Source organism: Aquabacterium sp. A7-Y (genome assembly GCF_026153205.1).
Classification (GTDB): Bacteria; Pseudomonadota; Gammaproteobacteria; order Burkholderiales; family Burkholderiaceae_C; genus Caldimonas.
On sequence record NZ_JAPFBW010000013.1, the window covers coordinates 74,875 to 92,434 of the forward strand.

The window sequence follows — 17,560 nt, forward strand, 5'->3', positions numbered from 1 at the left end:
CCAACCCACTCCCCCTCCTTCTGGCACATCTGCAGCCTCAGTGACGCCGCCGCCGCACACCTCCATGCATGCGGAAAGGAAAACGCCGCAGCGCCTCCACGGTGTCTTCCCAAGGGCTAGACTGCGCCGCATTCCAAGGAGGACCCTCGTGAGCCTGACCGTCGACTACTACTTCGCGCCGCAGTCCCCGTATGCCTACCTGGGCCACCAGCGCCTGCAAGACATCGCACGGGAGGCCGGCGCCCAGATCCGGGTCCTGCCGGTGGACCTGGGCGGCAAGGTGTTCGCCGTCTCGGGCGGCCTGCCGCTGTCCAAGCGCGCGCCGCAGCGCCAGGCCTACCGCCTGCTCGAACTGCGCCGCTGGAGCGAATTCCTGGGGCTGCCCATCAACTTGCAGCCGCGCTATTTCCCCGTGAACGGCGACGAGGCCGCCCGCCTGATCGTCGCGGTCGAGATGAAGGACGGCAGCGAGCCCGCGATGCGCCTGGCCGGCGCCGTGCAGCGTGCGGTCTGGGTGAACGAACTGAACATCGCCGACGAAGCGGTGCTCGCCGAGTTGGTGCGGCAGTGCGACCTGCCCGCCGCGCGGCTGGACGACTCCCACAGCCAGGCCGCCCATGAGCGGTATGAAGCCAATACCGAAGGCGCCATCGCCGCCGGCGTGTTCGGCGCACCGAGTTTCGTCATCGAGGGCGAGCTGTTCTGGGGCCAGGACCGACTCGACTTCGTCGAACGCCGCCTGCGCGGTCAGGCGGCTTCCCGGCGCTGAAGCCGCCCCGCAGGCGGCCGCCTGTCCGCTCGGGCAGGTGTCCGGCTCAAAGACATTCCTCCGCGGAAACCCTGCTCGATGAGCAGACACTGTCCAGGACTTGAGACAGAGCGGGAAAACCCTGGACGGTTCCCTGTTTTCCTTGCACGACAAGAGCTTGGCGCATTCCTGCAACCGTGGCACACGGCTTGCGCTAAGGGCCCCTGACAGCGCGCCAGCCTGACTGGCGCGCCCCACCACTCAGGAGACATCGTCGTGACCTACCGGGGTGCCCTTGCGGCTTGCCTTGTGCCGCCTGCTGCCTGCCTTGCTGCCTGCGCGACCGCTCTCGGCGCTCACTTCGAACCCGGTGTCCGGTCCCCTCGGCGCCGCGATCCCTCCGGCGAGGCATGTCCCGCCTTCGTCACCGTCTCGCGTGCCCTGCCGGCTGACCGCCCATGACCGCGGACGGCCCCTACGTGCTCCGCGCCCAGGGCCTGAGCAAGGACTTCCTGGGCTTCACCGCGGTCGACAAGGTCGACCTGAACGTCAGGCGCGGCAGCATCCACGCGCTGATCGGCCCGAACGGCGCCGGCAAGACCACCTGCTTCAACCTGCTGACCAAGTTCATCGAGCCGAGCGCCGGCACCATCCTCTACGAGGGGCAGGACATCACCCGCGAGGGCCCCGCCCAGGTGGCGCGCCGCGGCATCGTGCGCTCCTTCCAGATCTCGGCGGTGTTCGCCCACCTGAGCGTGCTGGAAAACGTGCGCGTCGCGCTGCAGCGCCAGCTCGGCACCTCGATGCACTTCTGGAAGAGCGAGGCCAGCCTCACGCCCCTGAACGGCCAGGCGATGGCGCTGCTTGATCAGGTGGGGCTGACCGAGCTCGCGCGCACGCCGGCCGTGCAGCTGCCCTACGGACGCAAGCGCGCCTTGGAGATCGCCACCACGCTGGCGATGGAGCCGGCCCTGATGCTGCTCGACGAGCCCACCCAGGGCATGGGCCATGAGGACGTCGAGCGCGTCACCCAGCTGATCAGGAAGGTCAGCGCCGGGCGCACCATCCTGATGGTCGAGCACAACATGAACGTCGTCGCTTCCATTGCCGACACCATCACGGTGCTGCAGCGCGGCGCCATCCTCGCCGAAGGCTCGTATGCCGAGGTATCGCGCAATCCCGCGGTGATCGAGGCCTACATGGGCAGCACCGACGAGCCGCTGAAGGGAGCCCACTGATGGCCGCCACCGCCGCGTTTGCCGGCGCCGAGGTGCCGGCGCTCGAGATCCGCGGACTGCAGGCCTGGTACGGCGAGTCGCACATCCTGCACGGCGTGGACCTGAGCGTGAAGCGTGGCGAGGTCGTGACCCTGCTGGGCCGCAACGGCGCCGGCCGCACCACCACGCTGCGCGCCATCATGGGTCTGACCGGCGAACGCCGCGGCTCGGTCCGGGTGCACGGCGTCGAGACCATCTCGCTGCGCACCCACCGCATCGCCCGCCACGGCCTGGGCTACTGCCCTGAGGAGCGCGGCATCTTCGCCAGCCTCTCCTGCGAGGAGAACCTGATGCTGCCGCCGCGCCTGCCAGGTCGCGGCCCCGGGATGAGCGTGGACGAGATCTACGCAATGTTCCCCCACCTGCGCGAGCGCCGCCGCAGCCCGGGCACCCGCATGTCGGGCGGCGAACAGCAGATGCTGGCCGTGGCGCGCATCTTGCGCACCGGCGCCGACGTGCTGCTGCTCGACGAGATCTCGGAGGGCCTGGCCCCGGTCATCGTGCAGGCCCTGGCACGCATGATCCGCACGCTCAAGGCCAAGGGCTACACCGTGGTGATGGTGGAGCAGAACTTCCGCTTCGCGGCGCCGCTGGCGGACCGCCTGCATGTGATGGAGCACGGGCGCATCGTCGAGTCCTTCGATGCCGCCCAGCTCGAAGAAAAGCTGCCCGTGCTGCACGAGTTGCTTGGCGTGTGACCCGCTGCGTGCGGGTCGATCAGCAGAACCGGCGGGCCACGGCCCGCCAGAAGGAGACAACACGATGACACACCCTCCCGTGGCCCTGACCGCTGCCGGCTTCGCACTCGTTCTCGGGCTCGCCTCGCCGGCGGCTTCGGCCCAGCTGAGCGGCAACGCCGTGAAGATCGGCTTCATCACCGACATGTCCAGCCTCTATGCCGACATCGACGGCAAGAACGGCGCCGAGGCGGTACGCATGGCGATCGAGGACTTCGGCGGCAAGGTGCTGGGCAAGCCCATCGAATTCGTCTCGGCGGACCACCAGAACAAGGCCGACATCGCTGCCTCGAAGGCGCGCGAGTGGTTCGACCAGCAGGGCGTGGACCTGGTGCTGGGCGGGACCAACTCCGGCACCGCACTGGCCGTCAGCGGTGTGGCTGCCGGCAAGAAGCGCGTCTATATCAACGTCGGCGCCGGCTCGGCACGGCTCACCAACGAGGAGTGCACCCCCTATACGGTGCACTATGCCTACGACACCATCGCGCTGTCCAAGGGCACCGCTTCGGCCATCCTCAAGCAGGGCGGCAAGTCGTGGTTTTTCCTGACCGCGGACTACGCCTTCGGCCACTCGCTCGAAGGCGACACGAGCAACGTCGTGAAGGCCCAGGGCGGCAAGGTGGTGGGCTCGGTGAGGCACCCGCTGAATGCCTCGGACTTCTCGTCCTTCCTGCTGCAGGCGCAGGCGTCGAAGGCGCAGATCCTGGGGCTCGCGAACGCCGGCGGCGACTTCGTCAGCGCGGTGAAGTCGGCGCGCGAGTTCGGCATCACGAAAAGCATGAAGATGGCCGGCCTGCTGGTCTTCCTCAACGACGTGCACAGCCTGGGCCTGCCCACCACCCAGGGCCTGCTGATGACCGACAGCTGGTACTGGGACACCAACAACCAGACCCGCCAGTTTGCACGGCGCTTTTTCGAGAAGACCAAGAAGATGCCCAGCAGCCTGCAGGCCGCCGACTACTCGGCCACGATGACGTATCTCAACGCCGTCAAGGCGGCCGGCACGGACGACGCCGACAAGGTGATGGAGCAGCTCAAGAAGACCCCCATCAACGACTTCTACGCCAAGGGCCAGATCCGCAAGGACGGGCGTTTCGTGCACGACATGTACTTGCTGCAGGCCAAGGCGCCGGCCGAGTCCAAGGGCCCTTGGGACCTGCTCAAGCGGGTGGCGACGATGCCGGGCGCGCAGGTCTTCGCGACGCCGGCCGAGTCCAAGTGCGCGCTGATGAAAAGCTGACGCGGCGACACCCGCGGCCAGCCCCGGTCCCGCGTGAGCCTTCACGCCGCCGCCCGTGCTGCGGACCTTTCCCAACCAACGGCTTGTCCCCATGGAAATATTTGGAGTCCCCCTGCCCGCGATGCTGAGCCAGTTGCTGCTCGGGCTGGTGAACGGGTCGTTTTATGCGGTGCTGAGCCTCGGCCTGGCCGTGATCTTCGGACTGCTCAACGTCATCAACTTCGCCCACGGAGCGCTGTTCATGCTGGGCGCGGTGCTGGCCTGGCTGGGCCTGGAGCTGCTGGGTCTGGGCTACTGGTGGATGCTGCTGCTGGCGCCCCTGTCGGTGGGGGCATTCGGCGTGCTGATCGAGCGGCTGCTGCTGCAGTGGATCTACGAGCTCGACCCGCTCTACGGGCTGCTGCTGACCCTGGGCGTCGCGATGCTGATCGAAGGCCTGCTGCGCGCCCAGTACGGTGTGTCCGGCCTGCCCTACTCGCCACCCGAGCAGCTCAGCGGCGCGGTCGACCTGGGCTTCATGGTGCTACCGGTCTACCGGGCGTGGGTCGTGGGAGCGTCGCTCGCCGCCTGCCTGGCCACCTGGTTCCTGATCGAGCGCACCCCTTTGGGTGCCTATCTGCGAGCCGGCACCGAGAACCCGCGCCTGGTGGAAGCCTTCGGCATCAACGTGCCTCTGATGGTCACGCTGACCTACGGCGCCGGTGTGGCGCTGGCGGCATTCGCCGGGGTGCTGGCCGCGCCGGTGATGCAGGTCTCGCCGCTGATGGGGCAGAACCTGATCATCGTCGTCTTCGCCGTGGTCGTGATCGGCGGCATGGGCTCCATCCTCGGCTCCATCGTGACCGGGCTGGGGCTGGGCGTGATCGAGGGCCTGACCCGGGTCTACTACCCCGAGGCTTCGGCCACGGTGGTCTTTTTCATCATGGTGATCGTGCTGCTGCTCCGGCCTGCCGGGCTGTTCGGCAGGTCGCGTTGAAGGAGTGTGCGGCATGCACAACGAGCGAGTCCCTTATCTCCTGCTGCTGGCCGCCCTCATGGCGGCCCCCTGGCTCGGGGCCTACCCGGTGTTCGTGCTCAAGGTGCTGTGTTTCGGCCTGTTCGCCTGCGCGTTCAACCTGTTGATCGGCTTCACCGGGCTGCTGTCCTTCGGGCACGCGGCGTTTTTCGGCGGCGCGGGGTATGTCTGCGGCCACGCACTGAAGGTGTGGGGCCTGAGCCCGGAGCTGGGTCTGCTGGCCGGCACCGCCTGCGCGGCGCTGCTCGGCCTCGTGATGGGCGCGCTGGCGATACGGCGCGAGGGCATCTACTTCTCGATGATCACGCTCGCGCTGGCCCAGATGCTCTACTTCTTCTGCCTGCAGTCGCCGCTGACCGGCGGCGAGGACGGGCTGCAGGGTGTGCCGCGCGGGCACCTGCTGGGCCTGCTGAGCCTGGAGAACGACCGCACGCTGTACTACGTGGTGCTGGTCATCGTGGCCGTCGCCTTCCTGGGCATCGTGCGTATCGTGCATTCCCCCTTCGGCCAGGTGCTGAGGGCCTTGCGCGAGAACGAGCCGCGGGCGGTCTCGCTGGGCTACGACACGCGGCGCTTCAAGCTGCTCGCCTTCGTGCTGTCGGCGTCGCTCGCCGGCCTCGCCGGTTCGCTGAAGGTGCTGGTGATGGGCTTCGAGACCCTCACCGACGTGCACTGGTCCATGTCGGGCCTGGTGATTCTGATGACCCTGGTCGGCGGCCTGGGCACGCTCAGCGGGCCCCTGGTCGGCGCGGCGGTCATCGTCACCCTGGAGAACAAGCTGGGCGACATCGGCGAGGCGCTGGCGCAGGGCACCGGCATCGCGGGTATGCAGGCGCTCGGCGAATCGGTGACCACGGTCATCGGAGCGATCTTCGTGGTCTGCGTGCTCGCGTTCCGGCGCGGGATCATGGGGGAGATCATTCACCGGCTGCCGGCGCGCAGGGCGTGAGCGTGCAGCGCACATCGCGAGAGGTGATGCAGATGGATGCGAACGACTCGGACATGTGGGCAGTCGCGGCCGACGTGGCGCGGTGCAGCGGCCATCCGGCGCTGCGGGCCTCGTCGGTGCAGTCCTTCTTCAACGCTTTCGAGCGCGCCAGCCAGGGCACCCTGGTGGTCGACCGGGAGGCGCGCATCGCGTGGATCAGCGCCCGCCATGCGCAGCGCTTCGGGATCGCCGACGCACGCCAGGTGCTGGGCCGCCCGTGTGAAGAGGTGATACCCAACAGCCGCATGCGGGAGGTGGTCGACACCGGCCAGCCTATCCTGCTGGACATCCTCGACGCTCCGGGCCAGCCGCTGGTCGTGACGCGCTTGCCTCTGCAGGCCGAGGACGGCTCGGTGGTCGGTGCGGTGGGCTTCACGCTGTTCGAGGAGTGGGCCGTGCTGTCGCCGCTGGTCTCGCGCTTCCTGCACCTTCAGGAGCAGCTGGCGGCGGCGCGCAAGGCGCGCTCGGTGACGCGCCAGGCCAAGTACCGGCTGTCCGACTTCGTCGGCGTCTCGGCCGCGACGCTGGAGCTCAAGCGCACTGCCCGACGCGCCGCGGCCAGCGGCTCGCCGGTGTTGCTGCTGGGCGAGACCGGCACCGGCAAGGAGCTGCTCGCGCATGCCATCCACGCTGCCTCGCCGCGCGCGCACCGGGCCTTCGTCTCGCTGAGCATGGCGGCCATCCCGGACAACTTGCTCGAAGCCGAGCTGTTCGGCGTGGCGCCTGGCGCCTACACCGGCGCCGACCGCCGCGAACGCCAGGGCAAGCTGCAGGTGGCGCACGGCGGCACGCTGTTCCTCGATGAGATCGGCGACATGCCCCTGGGCCTGCAGGCCAAGCTGCTGAGGGTGCTGCAGGAGAAGGAGTTCGAGCCGCTGGGCTCCAACGAGGTGTTGTGTGCCGACGTCCGCATCATTGCGGCCACCTCACGCCCGCTGGCCGAGCTGGTCGCGAGAGGCGCCTTCCGCGCCGACCTGTACTACCGCCTGGACGTGCTGTCGATCGCGGTGCCGCCGCTGCGCGATCGCATCGAGGACCTGCAACCGATCTGCAGCGCCGTGCTCGACAGCCTGGCCGAGCAGCAGGGCGGGCGGCCATGCGAGGTGCGGCCCGAGGCGCTGGCGCTGCTGGCCCGGCAGCGCTGGCCCGGCAACATCCGGGAGCTGCGCAACGTGCTGGAGCGCTGCCTCGTGCTGTCGGACTCGCGGGTGCTGACGGCCGCCAGCGTGCGAGCGGCGCTGCACAGCGCCGGCCCGGGCGACACGACGCCGTCTCCCGAGCCGCCGGCCCTGCCGGCGCCCGAGGGGCTGGACGCGCAGAGCTACCAGGGGGCGATGGAGCACTACGAGCGCCAGCTGATCGAGCAGGCCTTGGCCGAAAGCCGCAGCGTCGCCGCCGCAGCCAAGCGGCTGGGCATGGGGCGGGCAACGCTGTATCGCAAGATGGCTGCGTACGGGCTGGGGCGGTGGCAGTTGCTGCCGCAGGAAGCGGGGGGTAGCGAGGGAGGAGTGAAGGAGGGGGAAGGGCGTGGGGAATAGCGATACCGCAGGCTCCCCGGATGTGGGTCTACATCAGACCCGGTCGAATCCGCCGCGAGCTCAAAACTTCGCTTCGTCCAGAAGATCGAAACTTCACTTCTAGTCAGCGAATTTCTTGCTGCCAATTTTCGAGATGGCGACGCTTGTCTTCATTCGACCCATGCCCTGAAACCTGTACGTGGTCAGTTGCACGCTATCACCCGCGCTTTCTCTCGTCACATAAACGCCCGGGCTGAGCTTTTCCGCGGCGACAGGGAGGTTGCCTGCGAAGAGCAAGCTTCCTGTACCGGGGGTCACCAGTACCACGGCGCGCGTCGAGGTGGAGAGCGAGGAATCGCCGAACACGGAGAGGTCCGGCGTGCCGTCATTGTTGACGTCGTCGTCCACGACCACCGCAGAGTCGCAATCTTCAAGCAACGGGAAGGAAAGGCGCAATACGGGCGTTGTGTCTGTCGCCGGTTTCCTCCCGCGCATAGACCGAAGCTCCACGCATGTGTCGCCGTTCTGCGCTGGAGCGCAACGCCATGCGACGCTGATCTGCTCGTTGACTTGGACCGCACGGTCCTGCACCGCGGCATCCGCGGCGCAGGTGCCGCACGCCAAGAGAAGACCGGCTGTACTGCCACATGCGAGAAGGTCCTTCATTCGGCATCTCCCACGACCCGATGGACGCGTCGCGTATGTCGCAAGCGTTCAGGATAGTGCGCCGCAGGCGGAAATCCGTCCGCCGTCTCTGCTCGGTCCCCTCGTACTCGGTTGGTCATCCTCACGGCGTCGTCCGCCTCGGCGATCGAAAAAAGCCTGTTCTTGGCCCAGAACCAACCTGCCGTGTCGATGCACGTGTAAGGATCTGTTTGAGCTCTCTCAGGTCCGATGATGATGGGTGGACGTCGCTCAGCCAGCAGTGTGGCGACCAGGGCGGCGTCCTGAACTGCAGGTCGGTTTTGATGTTGTGCATGAACGTAGTTGCCGGGTATCCCCCACCATCGAGCGTCTCGCCACCACGCGCCGCCGACGGTGCCCGGATCAAGCCAGCCTCGGTAAACCCAATACTGCATGTAGTTGCTGCGGCCGGTTATCTGCTTGAAGCCTCGCCCTCGGTAGGTTCCTCCGTCGTCACGCTGAACATTGCCCAGCCACCCTCTGAAGTTGGCTGCTCGCTCGTAGTGCCTGAAGTAGTTCAACGGGTCGCCGTTGAACAACTCCGCCATCCACCTCAACTGGTTCGACTCTACAGCAGCTTGTCCGAAGAAATGAGCCGCTCGAAGATTTGGCGCTATGCCGTACTTCCTGCACACCTTGCCGAGCTCCTGGCGATAGACTGCCCGGTTTTCTTGTGCGGATTCCGGGTAGATCCGCAGCAGTTCGCTCTCGCTCCACCAGATGACTTTGCGGAAATGTTTGATGAACTCTCGCGGCGGCCAGTGCCACATCGAGCGGTCTAGGCCATCAGCCTGGAAGGCCAATGCGGCAACGTGGGCTTTAAGGCGGCCAAAGTCGTCCTCGCTGATCGGTGTTGGGTTTTCCTCAGTGGAGTTCTTCAGCCATCCCCAGCGCGCATTGAAGGTTCGGTCATTCGACACCGCATCGAGATCCCACTCGCTGACAAACCTGCAGACCGCGCGGGCGAGTTGTCGAACTATAGAAGGCTGCTGGAGGCGGGCCCTCGCTTCTGCTGGCGATATGCCTCCATCTCCGTTGACATCCAGCCATCGCTTGAGGGTCGGCGAGTCGCAACGGCTGTCCTGATCCTGTGAGTCGTCGATCAGGCTCCAGCCTTTCCAATGTGGAAAATCCGCATCGCTGAACTTCAAGGTTCCGGGCGCATTCAGGTCGACCCAACCGACGCCACCACCTGTGTAGCGGATCTGTCTCCAATGGGGCGTGCGGGCCGGATTCAAGGCCTCCGGTCCAATGATGCGGCCGAACCGAAGCAATTCGTACACGGCGCTCGGCACAGGGCGCATCGGAGCGGAATGTGCATTGCTGATACGAACAGCTGCCGCGTGCAGGTCGTACTCGGCCCCCAGCTCTCGCAAGACCGCTCCCACCACAGACCCATTCTCCGCGTAGGTTGTCACATGGGCAGAGCCACGATCTTCGTCAGTGCCCCAGCCGGTGTCATAGCGAATGCCGACGAACAATGGATCCGCCGTCCTGTCAACTGGCTCAGAAGCAGGATTGGTGACGTCATCTCCAGGCCGGACGGAATATATGGGTGTACCGCCTGGGATACGGATATACACCTCTCCATAGAGCGCATCCGCCCGCCCGTCCGCAGTAACATTCAATGGGCCATTTGGACGACCCATCAACTTTCGCAAGTTCTCATCGTCACAAACGATCTCGAAGTGGACCTTGGGCTGCGTGTCTCCATAGATTTGACCCGCTTCGCCCACTTGCCCCTTGCGACTGATCAAGCGGTTCAGGATCACTGCGGGATGCACCCGCCTTAGATGCATGTAGATCGAGAAGAAAATTACGCGAGAGCTTGTGCGTTCGCCGATTTCCGTCTCATGTCGAATGACGACAACTCCGTTGTCCGTCCAGCCGCCGCGATAGGCCTGTGCATGGTCTGGAGGCAGCGGGCCCGAGGGCTGTTGCGCAGGGGAACGGACATAGGCGATCGTTCCATCGGCAATCGCTCGGACAGTTGCGGGCCGAGCACCGTTCAGAGGAGCACACAGATGCAAGCCACCGTGCCAGCCAAGCGAAAAACTGATGGGGAATGTGCCATCCCCGGGATCACCGCCCGGCATGCACCGTTCAACCCATTGGTCCTCTGTTTCGTTGGCCTGACGTGATAGCAGGAACGGGGGACTGATCAGCATGGGACCCTCACGTGGCAGTCGTCGTTTTTTGCCGGTACTCAAAGAGAGTACGGAAAATCGTTCTTTCGCCTGAAGTCAGCCTTCGGCATAGGCGGGAGGAAGTACTCGGACGTGCTTGGCCCCTGAAAACTCTTCCTACTCGCATGCACCGTCATCTTCCCCGGACACTGCGTGACGATGCCACCGCCGTCGATCGTGATGCTCGCCCCGCCCGAAGTGGCAAGCGTGATCTTCCTGGCCGCCGCCCAGTCGATATGCCCGTTCCGGCTCTTCACATCCATCTGCTGCCTCGCAGCCATGTCCATCCGCCCGGCCTGCGCCTGCATGTCGATGTCGCCCTGTGCCGCGATCACCGTCAAGCCTGAGCCGGCCGCGCCTCCGCCTGCCTTCACGGCGCCGGCCAACACGCCGATCGCCTGGCCAGCGTGCAGGCGTGCCTGCGCACCTATTGCCATCTGAGTGTCTCGGCCGCTGCCGAGATGAATGCCTTCGCCGGCTGCCGTCTGCAAAGCCTGCCCAGCCACCACGCCGAGGCCCGCCTTTGCCGTGACGGCCACCGCCGGGTCCGTCATCTGAGGCAGCTGCTCCGAGCCGGTCCGGTGGTTCCTGGCAGCGGCGTCCGCCACCGCCTCGTCGTAACCCTGCCCCGCCACCGTGCCACCGAGCACCGTGTGCAATGCCTTCAAGGGGGCTGCCCGGTGGTTGGCCAGGCTTGCACCGGGCTGCGCCGCGCCCAAGTGGCAGGCCTGCTGGACGGTCTCGTGCATCCTCGCCGCGTCGCTGTAGGCCCTTGCCAGCTGCTGCGCCTGCTTCGCGAGCGCCATGCCGGCTGCGTTGTCGCCCGCCGGTGTGGCAGTTCGTGTGGCGCAGGTGGTCAGCAGCAGGCCACGCCCGCCGCGAATGCCGCCATAGGCGTCCGTGCGCAGCTCGAAGCCCGCACCGCGGAAGCTGCCGCGGTGGTTGTCGGCCTGGTGCAGGAGGTGCCCCAGGCTGAGCCAGCTGGCATGCTGCGTATTGCCCGCCTGCACCCGCAACTGCGCGTCGCTGTCATCGAAGACCAGGCAGTTGTGGCCCTCCCCGCCGAACTCCCTGGTCTTCACGCCGCTCAGTGCCGCAGCGTTGCATTGCTGGTCTTCCGCCGCGGCCAGGCCGTGCCATGCCGGGCTGTTGCCAGCCGCGAGGTCTGCCTGGCCGCTGGGCAGGTGGTCGGTGGACCGCGTGAAAACACGGGTGTCCGTCTCAACCATCGCCCCGCCGGGTGTGGCCGGCACGCCGCCCTCGCCCTTGCCGTTGTACACAGCGCCGACCACCAGGGGCCGGTCGATGTCCGACTCCTCGAAGATCACCACCACCTCCTGCCCGATGCGGGGGATGAACTGGGTCCCCATGCCGGCGCCGGCATACCGCTGCATGGCCCGCACCCAGATGCTGTGGTCGCTGGACTCTGCGTGACGGGCCTGCGACTGCCAGTGGAACCGCACCTTGATGCGCCCGAGCCGGTCGGTGTAGATCCCGTCAGCGCCATTCGCGTGGGTCTGGCCTTCCGGCCCGACCACAATGGCGCTTTGCGCCCCGGCAACGGTAGGTCTGGGGTTGATGCGAGCGCCGGTCTCGTCCAGCAGCACGGGCCGCCATGGTCGGCTCGCCGGCACACACTCGAACTCGTTGGCGTAGCCGCTCGCCTCGGCCTGCGCCCGAACCCGTTCCGGCAAGGCGATCGCCGCCGACGACAACCGGGCTGCGCCGAGTCGCCGGGCAATGTGCTCACCGAGTTCGCGCGGCAGGTTGTTGATGCCGGCGTGGCGGACCGCCGTCGCGACGTAGCGCTGTGTCTCTCCCTCGGACAGCGGCGCATGGCGGAGCGTGAAGCTACAGCCCGGCCTCAGGCTGCGCACCGTGCTCGTGCCCAGGCTGCGACAGCGCCTTGCCTCGTACGATTCGAGCAAGCGGCGGCCGTAGTGCTCGGATGCGAAGCGGGTGGCGCCGTTGTGGTGGTCGACACGACCGCCCGGGTCATAGCTCTCGATCCGCGGCGCCTGCACGCCGCCGATGCGCCCGAGAGTCGGGACGCTGGCGGCCTGCCCCGACTTGCGGGCGTGGTCCCAGGCAGTGAGCGTCAAACACGCCGCCGCCAGTTGGTGCCACAGCGCGAAGTGTTGGACGGCGTCCCACGGCTCCTGGCCGTCGGCGCGTTGAAAACGAAGACCGCCGCCGCTCGCGCTGGTGGGGTCTTCCGGAAAGCGCGTGCTGTCGGCGAACAAGCGCAGCCGGTGGGCGTGCGGTGCCTGGTCGTCCTCCTCGAAACACCAGCCGACGCCTTCCTCGCAAAGGATGCGACGCACGAAGTCGTAGTCGGTCTCGGCGAACTGATTGCAATAGTGCCGAGGCGGCACCCGGGACACAAAGCGCGCAAGCTCGTCGGACCCGGTCCACGCGGCAATCCCGCAGTGGGCCTGGAACACCGCCCCGACGATCTCGATGACGCTCTTGTCGATGAAACTCTGGCTGCGCCGATGACCCTGCAGCGCCGCCAGCCACGGCCGGACGACGAGCTGATAGCGTGCCAGCCCGCCATCGGATTGCAGCGCACCAGCCTGCATCACGATGCCGCTGCGCGTCGCGCGGCGGCCATCGGCCAGAGCGATGTGCAGGGTCGCTCGTTGTCCCAGCATATCGCCCAGGGGCAGGTGAGCGTCGGTGCTCAGCGTGTTGATGCGGAACTCGAAGAGATCGCTGAGCGCCTCGCGGGCCACCCAGGATTCCACCAGCAGACGGCCGACCGCACCGGAGCCGTAAAGCTCGTACAGGCGGGTGCCTCGGGGGACGGCAACGTCCAAGGCGCTTGCCACCTCATCCAGCGCTGGCAATGCCTGAAATGACCTGTGCATGCGCCCTCCCGTTTTTGGGGGATCGCCGATCGACGACCGCCCTTGTTGGAAGAACAGTTTCGCACAGAAGTTAGCGCCTACACCCCATGGACGCAGTGGAAAAGGCGGCCCCGCCGCGCGGGGCCTTGTGAACCAGTCAAGTTCAGTTGAGTCGATCCGACCAGTCGCGCACCTGCCGCTCCGCTTCATCGCGGGACAGGCCATAGGCCTCCTGGATGCGGCCCACCAGCTGCTCACGCTTGCCGTCCATGCGGTCGAAGTCGTCGTCGGTGAGCTTGCCCCACTGCTCGATGGCCTTGCCCTTCAGCTGGCGCCAGTTGCCTTCGATACGATCCCAGTTCATGTCACGCTCCTTGTGCTGCGAGGTCATGGTCGCCGGCGGCGGACCGCCGGCGCCGTCACCCGGGCCGGGCCGATACTGCCAGGCCCGACCCGGCCGGTGCTATCACTGCTTGTTCATGCGCTTGGCGCGGTCCTGGCAGACGTCCTTGGCATCACCGCTCAGGGTGTCGCACTTCTCGGCATCAGCTTCGTACCGGGCGTCGCGCTTGTCCTCGGCGGCGTCCTTGCGCGTTTCCGAGATGTCGCGCTGGGCCTTGGCATCCACCTTGGCCTGTTCGTAGGTCGCCTTGGCTTCCTTCTTGCACACGTCCTTGGCATTGCCGTTCTGGTCGTCGCAGCGCTCCTTGGCCACCTCGTAGTCGGCCTCGGCGATGTCCTTGGCAGCCTCCTGACGGGCCTTCACGGTGCCCTTGTAGCTGGCCTCGGCGTCGGCGTCGGCCTTGGTGCGGGCGGCCTTGGCTTCGGCGACACAGACGTCTTTGGCGTTGCCGGACAGCGAGTCGCACTGCTTGCGCGCGGTGTCATAGCTCGCCTTGGCAGTCGCGCGGGCCTGGTCGTAGACCGTCTTGTCGCCGGCTGCGTGCGCGGCTGTCGCCAGCGCCAGGGCGCCGAACAGGGCTGCCAGGGACTGGGTCAGACGGGCGGGTTTGAGTGCGCGGTTCATGTTCTGTCCTCCTGCATCATGGTTTCGAATCCGCCGGGTCGCCGTGTAGGGGCAAACCGACAGGCTGAAGCGTAGGCAGAGAGCAGCGAGGAACGTGCCGGACAGGCCGGTGGCCGCGCCTAGGACAGCGGAGAAAACGCTGTCGGAGCAGTCCTACAACAAGGATCGCAAGGATTGCAAACGGCCGCCACACGGCGGCCGTTTAAGCGCTCAGAAGCGATAGTTGACGCCCACGCTCAACTGCGGAATCGCCTTGACCTTGCCGACACCGTCGCGGATTTCCTCGAGTTCGCGGTCGATGTCTTCCTGGCTGACCGTCTGCGACAGCAGCGGGCCGCTGACGCTGCCGCGCACCTTGGCCTTGCCGAAGGAAGCACCGACGTCGAAAGCGAAGCCCCAGCCGCCCTTCGGGCCGGCCTGATGGCCCCAGCCCAGGCCCAGGTAGGGCGTGGTGCTCGGGAACTTCACTTCGACGTCGAAGCGGTCCTCGCCGGACGCGGCATAGGTCGTATCGCCGATCGTGATGGTGCCGCCGCTCGGACGGCCTTCCAGGTCGGCGCGCATCTTGTTGAAGGTCACGCCGCCGGTGAAGCGGAAGCCATTGCCGAAGGGGAACCAGTCACCGAACAGGCCGATGCGGCTGAACTTGATCTTGCCTTCGTAGTCGATGCCTTCCTCGCTGCCGTTTTTGCTGCGGCTGCCGAGCGTGGCGAAGTCGGCGCGCAGCGTGAAGCTGTCGTTCAGCGGCTGGGCATAGCCGATCATCAGGCCCGGCAAGCCGATGCCGGTGTAGACCTCACCGGCGTGCGAGAGCGTGGCGGCGCTGCACAGCGCCAGGGCGGCAACGGAGCGAAGTACTGCGGAATTCATCAGGGGGGTCTCCTTCAATGGAGCCCCATCATCCCACTACACGCCGATACAAATGCCGCGCCTCCCGGTGCCGCGACTAGCTCAGTCGCGGCCCGCGTTGATTCCTTCACGACCCGATATCGAAGCCGTAGTCCACCGTCAACGGTGCGTGGTCGGAGAAGCGCTGTTCCTTGAAGATCGCGGCGCGCGAGGCGGTGGCCGCGAGGCCGGGGGTGGCGATCTGGTAGTCGATGCGCCAGCCCACGTTTTTGGCCCAGGCCTGGCCGCGGTTGCTCCACCAGGTGTAGCTCTCCTCGCCCGCCTCGGGATGCAGGCGCCGGTAGACGTCGACCCAGCCGACCTCGTCGAACACCCGCGTGAGCCAGGCGCGCTCCTCGGGCAGGAAGCCCGAGTTCTTCTGGTTGCCTTTCCAGTTTTTCAGGTCGATGTTCTGGTGGGCGATGTTCCAGTCGCCGCAGATCAGGATCTCGCGACCTTCGGCACGCAGCGCCTGCAGCACCGGGAAAAACTCTTCCATGAACAGGAACTTGGCCTGCTGCCGCTCCTCCGACGAGGAGCCGGAGGGCAGATAGAGCGAGATCACCGACAGCGGCCCCCAGTCGGCCCGCAGGTAGCGGCCCTCGGCGTCGAAGCCGGCGTGGCCGATGCCCTCCACCACCCGGTCGGGCTCGCGCCGGGCATACAGGCCGACGCCGCTGTAGCCCTTCTTTTCGGCACAGTGGAACCAGCCGCGCAGGCCCTCGGGCTGGCGCATGGATTCGTTGATGTCGCCCGCCTGGGCCTTGAGCTCCTGCACGCAGACCACGTCGGCCTGCTGCTGGGCCAGCCAGCTGAAAAAGCCCTTGGTGGACGCGGAGCGGATGCCGTTCAGATTTGCAGAGATGACGCGTAGCATCCCGCGAGCTTACTGGAGCCGCGCGGGTTGCGTGCCGCTCCAGGCGTCAGGGTGCTTCACGGCAGCGGCGGCAGCGTCGTTGGCATGCGCCTCGCCGACGCCAGCGGTCTGCACCGGCCTGGCCTGCACGGGCTGCAAGGGCAGCGTCAGCTCGTCGAAAGGCATCGGCTGGCTGATCAGCGTCGCGTCGCCGTCGTCATGGGCCGAGGTGCGGCGCACCAGTTGCAACGCCGCCACGTCGAGCGCGGGCGAGCGCGCATAGAAGCTCGCGTTGAGCTGGGTATGGCGCACCAGGTAATGCCGGAAGCGCTGGTACAGTGCCGCGTCGACGGTTCCCGGGTCGCGCCAGAAGTTCGCCAGCGGCGGCTGCCGCACCAGGCCGTCGATGCTGTAAAAACACTCGCCGAGCGTCGCCACCGGCGTCTGGTGGAAAAGCGCCTGCAGTCCCGTGGTGCTGTTGACGGTCACCACGCCGCGCGCGTGCTTGAGCAGCGTGGGCAGGTGCAGGTCGTGCACATAGAGGACCCGCTTCTCGATACCGAGCCGGCTCGCGGTCCGCGCAATGAAGTCGGTGTAGTCGGTATAGGCGCGGTCCATCGGGTGGTGCTTGAGCACCAGCCAGTGGGCGGGATCGGCATGCCAGGCGAAGGAATCCAACACATCCGCGATCACGTCCTCGACGCTGCCGTAGGGCGAGTGGTGCAGGATCTGGCTGTCGTTGTGCACTTGCAGGGGCACCAGGAACCACTGCTTGGAGCGGTCCGGCGCGGTCAGCACCTCCATCAGGTGACGCTGGCCCCAGCCGTGCACGATCTTGCGCACGCCTCCACGCACCCATCGCAGCCCCTCGCCCACCGGGTCGAGGCTGCGATGGTAGACATGGTGAGGAAAGCGGAATCGCAGCAAGGCCGCCGCCGTGTAGTAGGCGATGGCGCGCAGTGTCATGCGCAGAAAGGTCTGGCCGGTGGGTTTCGGTTGCGTCACCGGTGAGGATGGCAGCGACTGATAGAGGGCCGGATCCTTGGGCACGGCTGAATAGCCGTTGACGCCGCCCGCCTCCAGCGTCACGTAGTCGGGACGCAGATAACCTTCCTCGAACACGAACACCGGCAGCTTCAGCTCTTCGGCGACCTGACGGGCCACCACGTGGATGGGCCGGGTTTGGCCAAACAGGACGATGCAGTCGATCCGCTTCAAAACCAGCAGCGAGCGCAGCCAGGCGCCCCACTGCTCATGCCGGCCGTGGTAGTCGATGCTGCGCTGACGGCGGTAGAAGAGCTTGTCGCCGCCGTTGAAGTTGACCTTGTAGACCTTCTGGCCGTGCTCCTCGAGGTAGTCGGCCAGCCTCGCGAAGAAAGCGCCCATGGGTCCCTGCAGCAGCAAGGTGCGACGGTGCGTCAGCAGGGCGGTGAGCGAGGCGGGGTAAGGCATCTACTGCGGTTTCGGCGTACGACGTCAGAACGGGGCGGGTGTTGCTTGCAAGGCAGCCCCGCCAGCCGGACGGCAGCGCCACGTGGCGACACATTT

The 17,560-nt window shown here is 66.7% G+C and carries 15 protein-coding genes; 7 read left to right on the forward strand and 8 right to left on the reverse strand.

The window, feature by feature from the left end; all coding sequences use genetic code 11:
* Window positions 1-148 precede the first annotated feature (148 nt).
* The 7 genes from OOT46_RS13750 to OOT46_RS13780 all read left to right on the forward strand — a co-directional run bounded on the left by OOT46_RS13750 (window position 149) and on the right by OOT46_RS13780 (window position 7,543).
* Window positions 149-769: a 2-hydroxychromene-2-carboxylate isomerase gene (locus tag OOT46_RS13750; protein ID WP_265404180.1), complete on the forward strand. Its 621-nt coding sequence runs from the start codon at window positions 149-151 to the stop codon at window positions 767-769.
* Between the two features lie 437 nt (window positions 770-1,206).
* The gene (locus OOT46_RS13755; RefSeq protein WP_265404181.1) at window positions 1,207-1,986 is read left to right on the forward strand and encodes an ABC transporter ATP-binding protein; all 780 of its coding nucleotides are present in this window, start codon (window positions 1,207-1,209) and stop codon (window positions 1,984-1,986) included.
* Window positions 1,986-2,723 carry an ABC transporter ATP-binding protein gene (locus OOT46_RS13760; RefSeq protein ID WP_265404182.1) on the forward strand — a complete coding sequence of 246 codons (738 nt, stop codon included), beginning with the start codon at window positions 1,986-1,988 and terminating at the stop codon, window positions 2,721-2,723. The genes OOT46_RS13755 and OOT46_RS13760 overlap by 1 nt, the downstream gene beginning before the upstream one ends.
* A gap of 64 nt (window positions 2,724-2,787) precedes the next feature.
* Window positions 2,788-4,002 carry an ABC transporter substrate-binding protein gene (locus tag OOT46_RS13765; protein ID WP_265404183.1) on the forward strand — a complete coding sequence of 405 codons (1,215 nt, stop codon included), beginning with the start codon at window positions 2,788-2,790 and terminating at the stop codon, window positions 4,000-4,002.
* A gap of 91 nt (window positions 4,003-4,093) precedes the next feature.
* On the forward strand, window positions 4,094-4,978 hold the full coding sequence (locus tag OOT46_RS13770) for a branched-chain amino acid ABC transporter permease (protein ID WP_265404184.1): 885 nt from the start codon (window positions 4,094-4,096) through the stop codon (window positions 4,976-4,978).
* A 13-nt stretch (window positions 4,979-4,991) separates the two neighbouring features.
* Window positions 4,992-5,966, forward strand: coding sequence for a branched-chain amino acid ABC transporter permease (locus OOT46_RS13775; RefSeq protein WP_265404185.1), 975 nt, complete (start codon window positions 4,992-4,994; stop codon window positions 5,964-5,966).
* Between the two features lie 53 nt (window positions 5,967-6,019).
* The gene (locus OOT46_RS13780) at window positions 6,020-7,543 is read left to right on the forward strand and encodes a sigma-54 interaction domain-containing protein (RefSeq protein ID WP_265404262.1); all 1,524 of its coding nucleotides are present in this window, start codon (window positions 6,020-6,022) and stop codon (window positions 7,541-7,543) included.
* Between the two features lie 99 nt (window positions 7,544-7,642).
* Here the strand turns inward: OOT46_RS13780 and OOT46_RS13785 are convergent, their stop codons facing one another.
* From OOT46_RS13785 to OOT46_RS13820, 8 genes are all read right to left on the reverse strand, one after another.
* On the reverse strand, window positions 7,643-8,188 hold the full coding sequence (locus OOT46_RS13785; RefSeq protein WP_265404186.1) for a hypothetical protein: 546 nt from the start codon (window positions 8,186-8,188) through the stop codon (window positions 7,643-7,645).
* Entirely contained in the window at window positions 8,185-10,374 is a 2,190-nt protein-coding gene (locus tag OOT46_RS13790; RefSeq protein ID WP_265404187.1) for a hydroxyethylthiazole kinase, read from the reverse strand. Before OOT46_RS13790 ends, OOT46_RS13785 begins: the two co-directional genes overlap by 4 nt.
* Before the next feature lie 38 nt (window positions 10,375-10,412).
* Window positions 10,413-13,466: a type VI secretion system Vgr family protein gene (locus tag OOT46_RS13795; protein ID WP_265404188.1), complete on the reverse strand. Its 3,054-nt coding sequence runs from the start codon at window positions 13,464-13,466 to the stop codon at window positions 10,413-10,415.
* A complete protein-coding gene (locus tag OOT46_RS13800; protein ID WP_265404189.1) occupies window positions 13,405-13,605 on the reverse strand; it encodes a CsbD family protein in 201 nt (66 codons plus the stop codon). Before OOT46_RS13800 ends, OOT46_RS13795 begins: the two co-directional genes overlap by 62 nt.
* 102 nt (window positions 13,606-13,707) lie before the next feature.
* The gene (locus OOT46_RS13805; RefSeq protein WP_265404190.1) at window positions 13,708-14,268 is read right to left on the reverse strand and encodes a hypothetical protein; all 561 of its coding nucleotides are present in this window, start codon (window positions 14,266-14,268) and stop codon (window positions 13,708-13,710) included.
* Between the two features lie 210 nt (window positions 14,269-14,478).
* On the reverse strand, window positions 14,479-15,138 hold the full coding sequence (locus OOT46_RS13810; RefSeq protein ID WP_265404191.1) for a hypothetical protein: 660 nt from the start codon (window positions 15,136-15,138) through the stop codon (window positions 14,479-14,481).
* Between the two features lie 106 nt (window positions 15,139-15,244).
* The gene (locus OOT46_RS13815; RefSeq protein WP_265404192.1) at window positions 15,245-16,033 is read right to left on the reverse strand and encodes an exodeoxyribonuclease III; all 789 of its coding nucleotides are present in this window, start codon (window positions 16,031-16,033) and stop codon (window positions 15,245-15,247) included.
* Window positions 16,034-16,042: 9 nt separating this feature from the next.
* Window positions 16,043-17,464 carry a capsule biosynthesis protein gene (locus OOT46_RS13820; RefSeq protein ID WP_265404193.1) on the reverse strand — a complete coding sequence of 474 codons (1,422 nt, stop codon included), beginning with the start codon at window positions 17,462-17,464 and terminating at the stop codon, window positions 16,043-16,045.
* Window positions 17,465-17,560: the final 96 nt, after the last annotated feature.

Coding starts and splice junctions, on each gene's coding strand:
- OOT46_RS13805 (WP_265404190.1), bottom strand. CDS start 14,268: ATGAACCGCGCACTCAAACCCGCCCGTCTGACCCAGTCCCTGGCAGCC.
- OOT46_RS13755 (WP_265404181.1), top strand. CDS start 1,207: ATGACCGCGGACGGCCCCTACGTGCTCCGCGCCCAGGGCCTGAGCAAG.
- OOT46_RS13775 (WP_265404185.1), top strand. CDS start 4,992: ATGCACAACGAGCGAGTCCCTTATCTCCTGCTGCTGGCCGCCCTCATG.
- OOT46_RS13760 (WP_265404182.1), top strand. CDS start 1,986: ATGGCCGCCACCGCCGCGTTTGCCGGCGCCGAGGTGCCGGCGCTCGAG.
- OOT46_RS13785 (WP_265404186.1), bottom strand. CDS start 8,188: ATGAAGGACCTTCTCGCATGTGGCAGTACAGCCGGTCTTCTCTTGGCG.
- OOT46_RS13800 (WP_265404189.1), bottom strand. CDS start 13,605: ATGAACTGGGATCGTATCGAAGGCAACTGGCGCCAGCTGAAGGGCAAG.
- OOT46_RS13820 (WP_265404193.1), bottom strand. CDS start 17,464: ATGCCTTACCCCGCCTCGCTCACCGCCCTGCTGACGCACCGTCGCACC.
- OOT46_RS13765 (WP_265404183.1), top strand. CDS start 2,788: ATGACACACCCTCCCGTGGCCCTGACCGCTGCCGGCTTCGCACTCGTT.
- OOT46_RS13790 (WP_265404187.1), bottom strand. CDS start 10,374: ATGCTGATCAGTCCCCCGTTCCTGCTATCACGTCAGGCCAACGAAACA.
- OOT46_RS13810 (WP_265404191.1), bottom strand. CDS start 15,138: ATGAATTCCGCAGTACTTCGCTCCGTTGCCGCCCTGGCGCTGTGCAGC.
- OOT46_RS13795 (WP_265404188.1), bottom strand. CDS start 13,466: ATGGCCTGTCCCGCGATGAAGCGGAGCGGCAGGTGCGCGACTGGTCGG.
- OOT46_RS13780 (WP_265404262.1), top strand. CDS start 6,020: ATGTGGGCAGTCGCGGCCGACGTGGCGCGGTGCAGCGGCCATCCGGCG.
- OOT46_RS13770 (WP_265404184.1), top strand. CDS start 4,094: ATGGAAATATTTGGAGTCCCCCTGCCCGCGATGCTGAGCCAGTTGCTG.
- OOT46_RS13815 (WP_265404192.1), bottom strand. CDS start 16,033: ATGCTACGCGTCATCTCTGCAAATCTGAACGGCATCCGCTCCGCGTCC.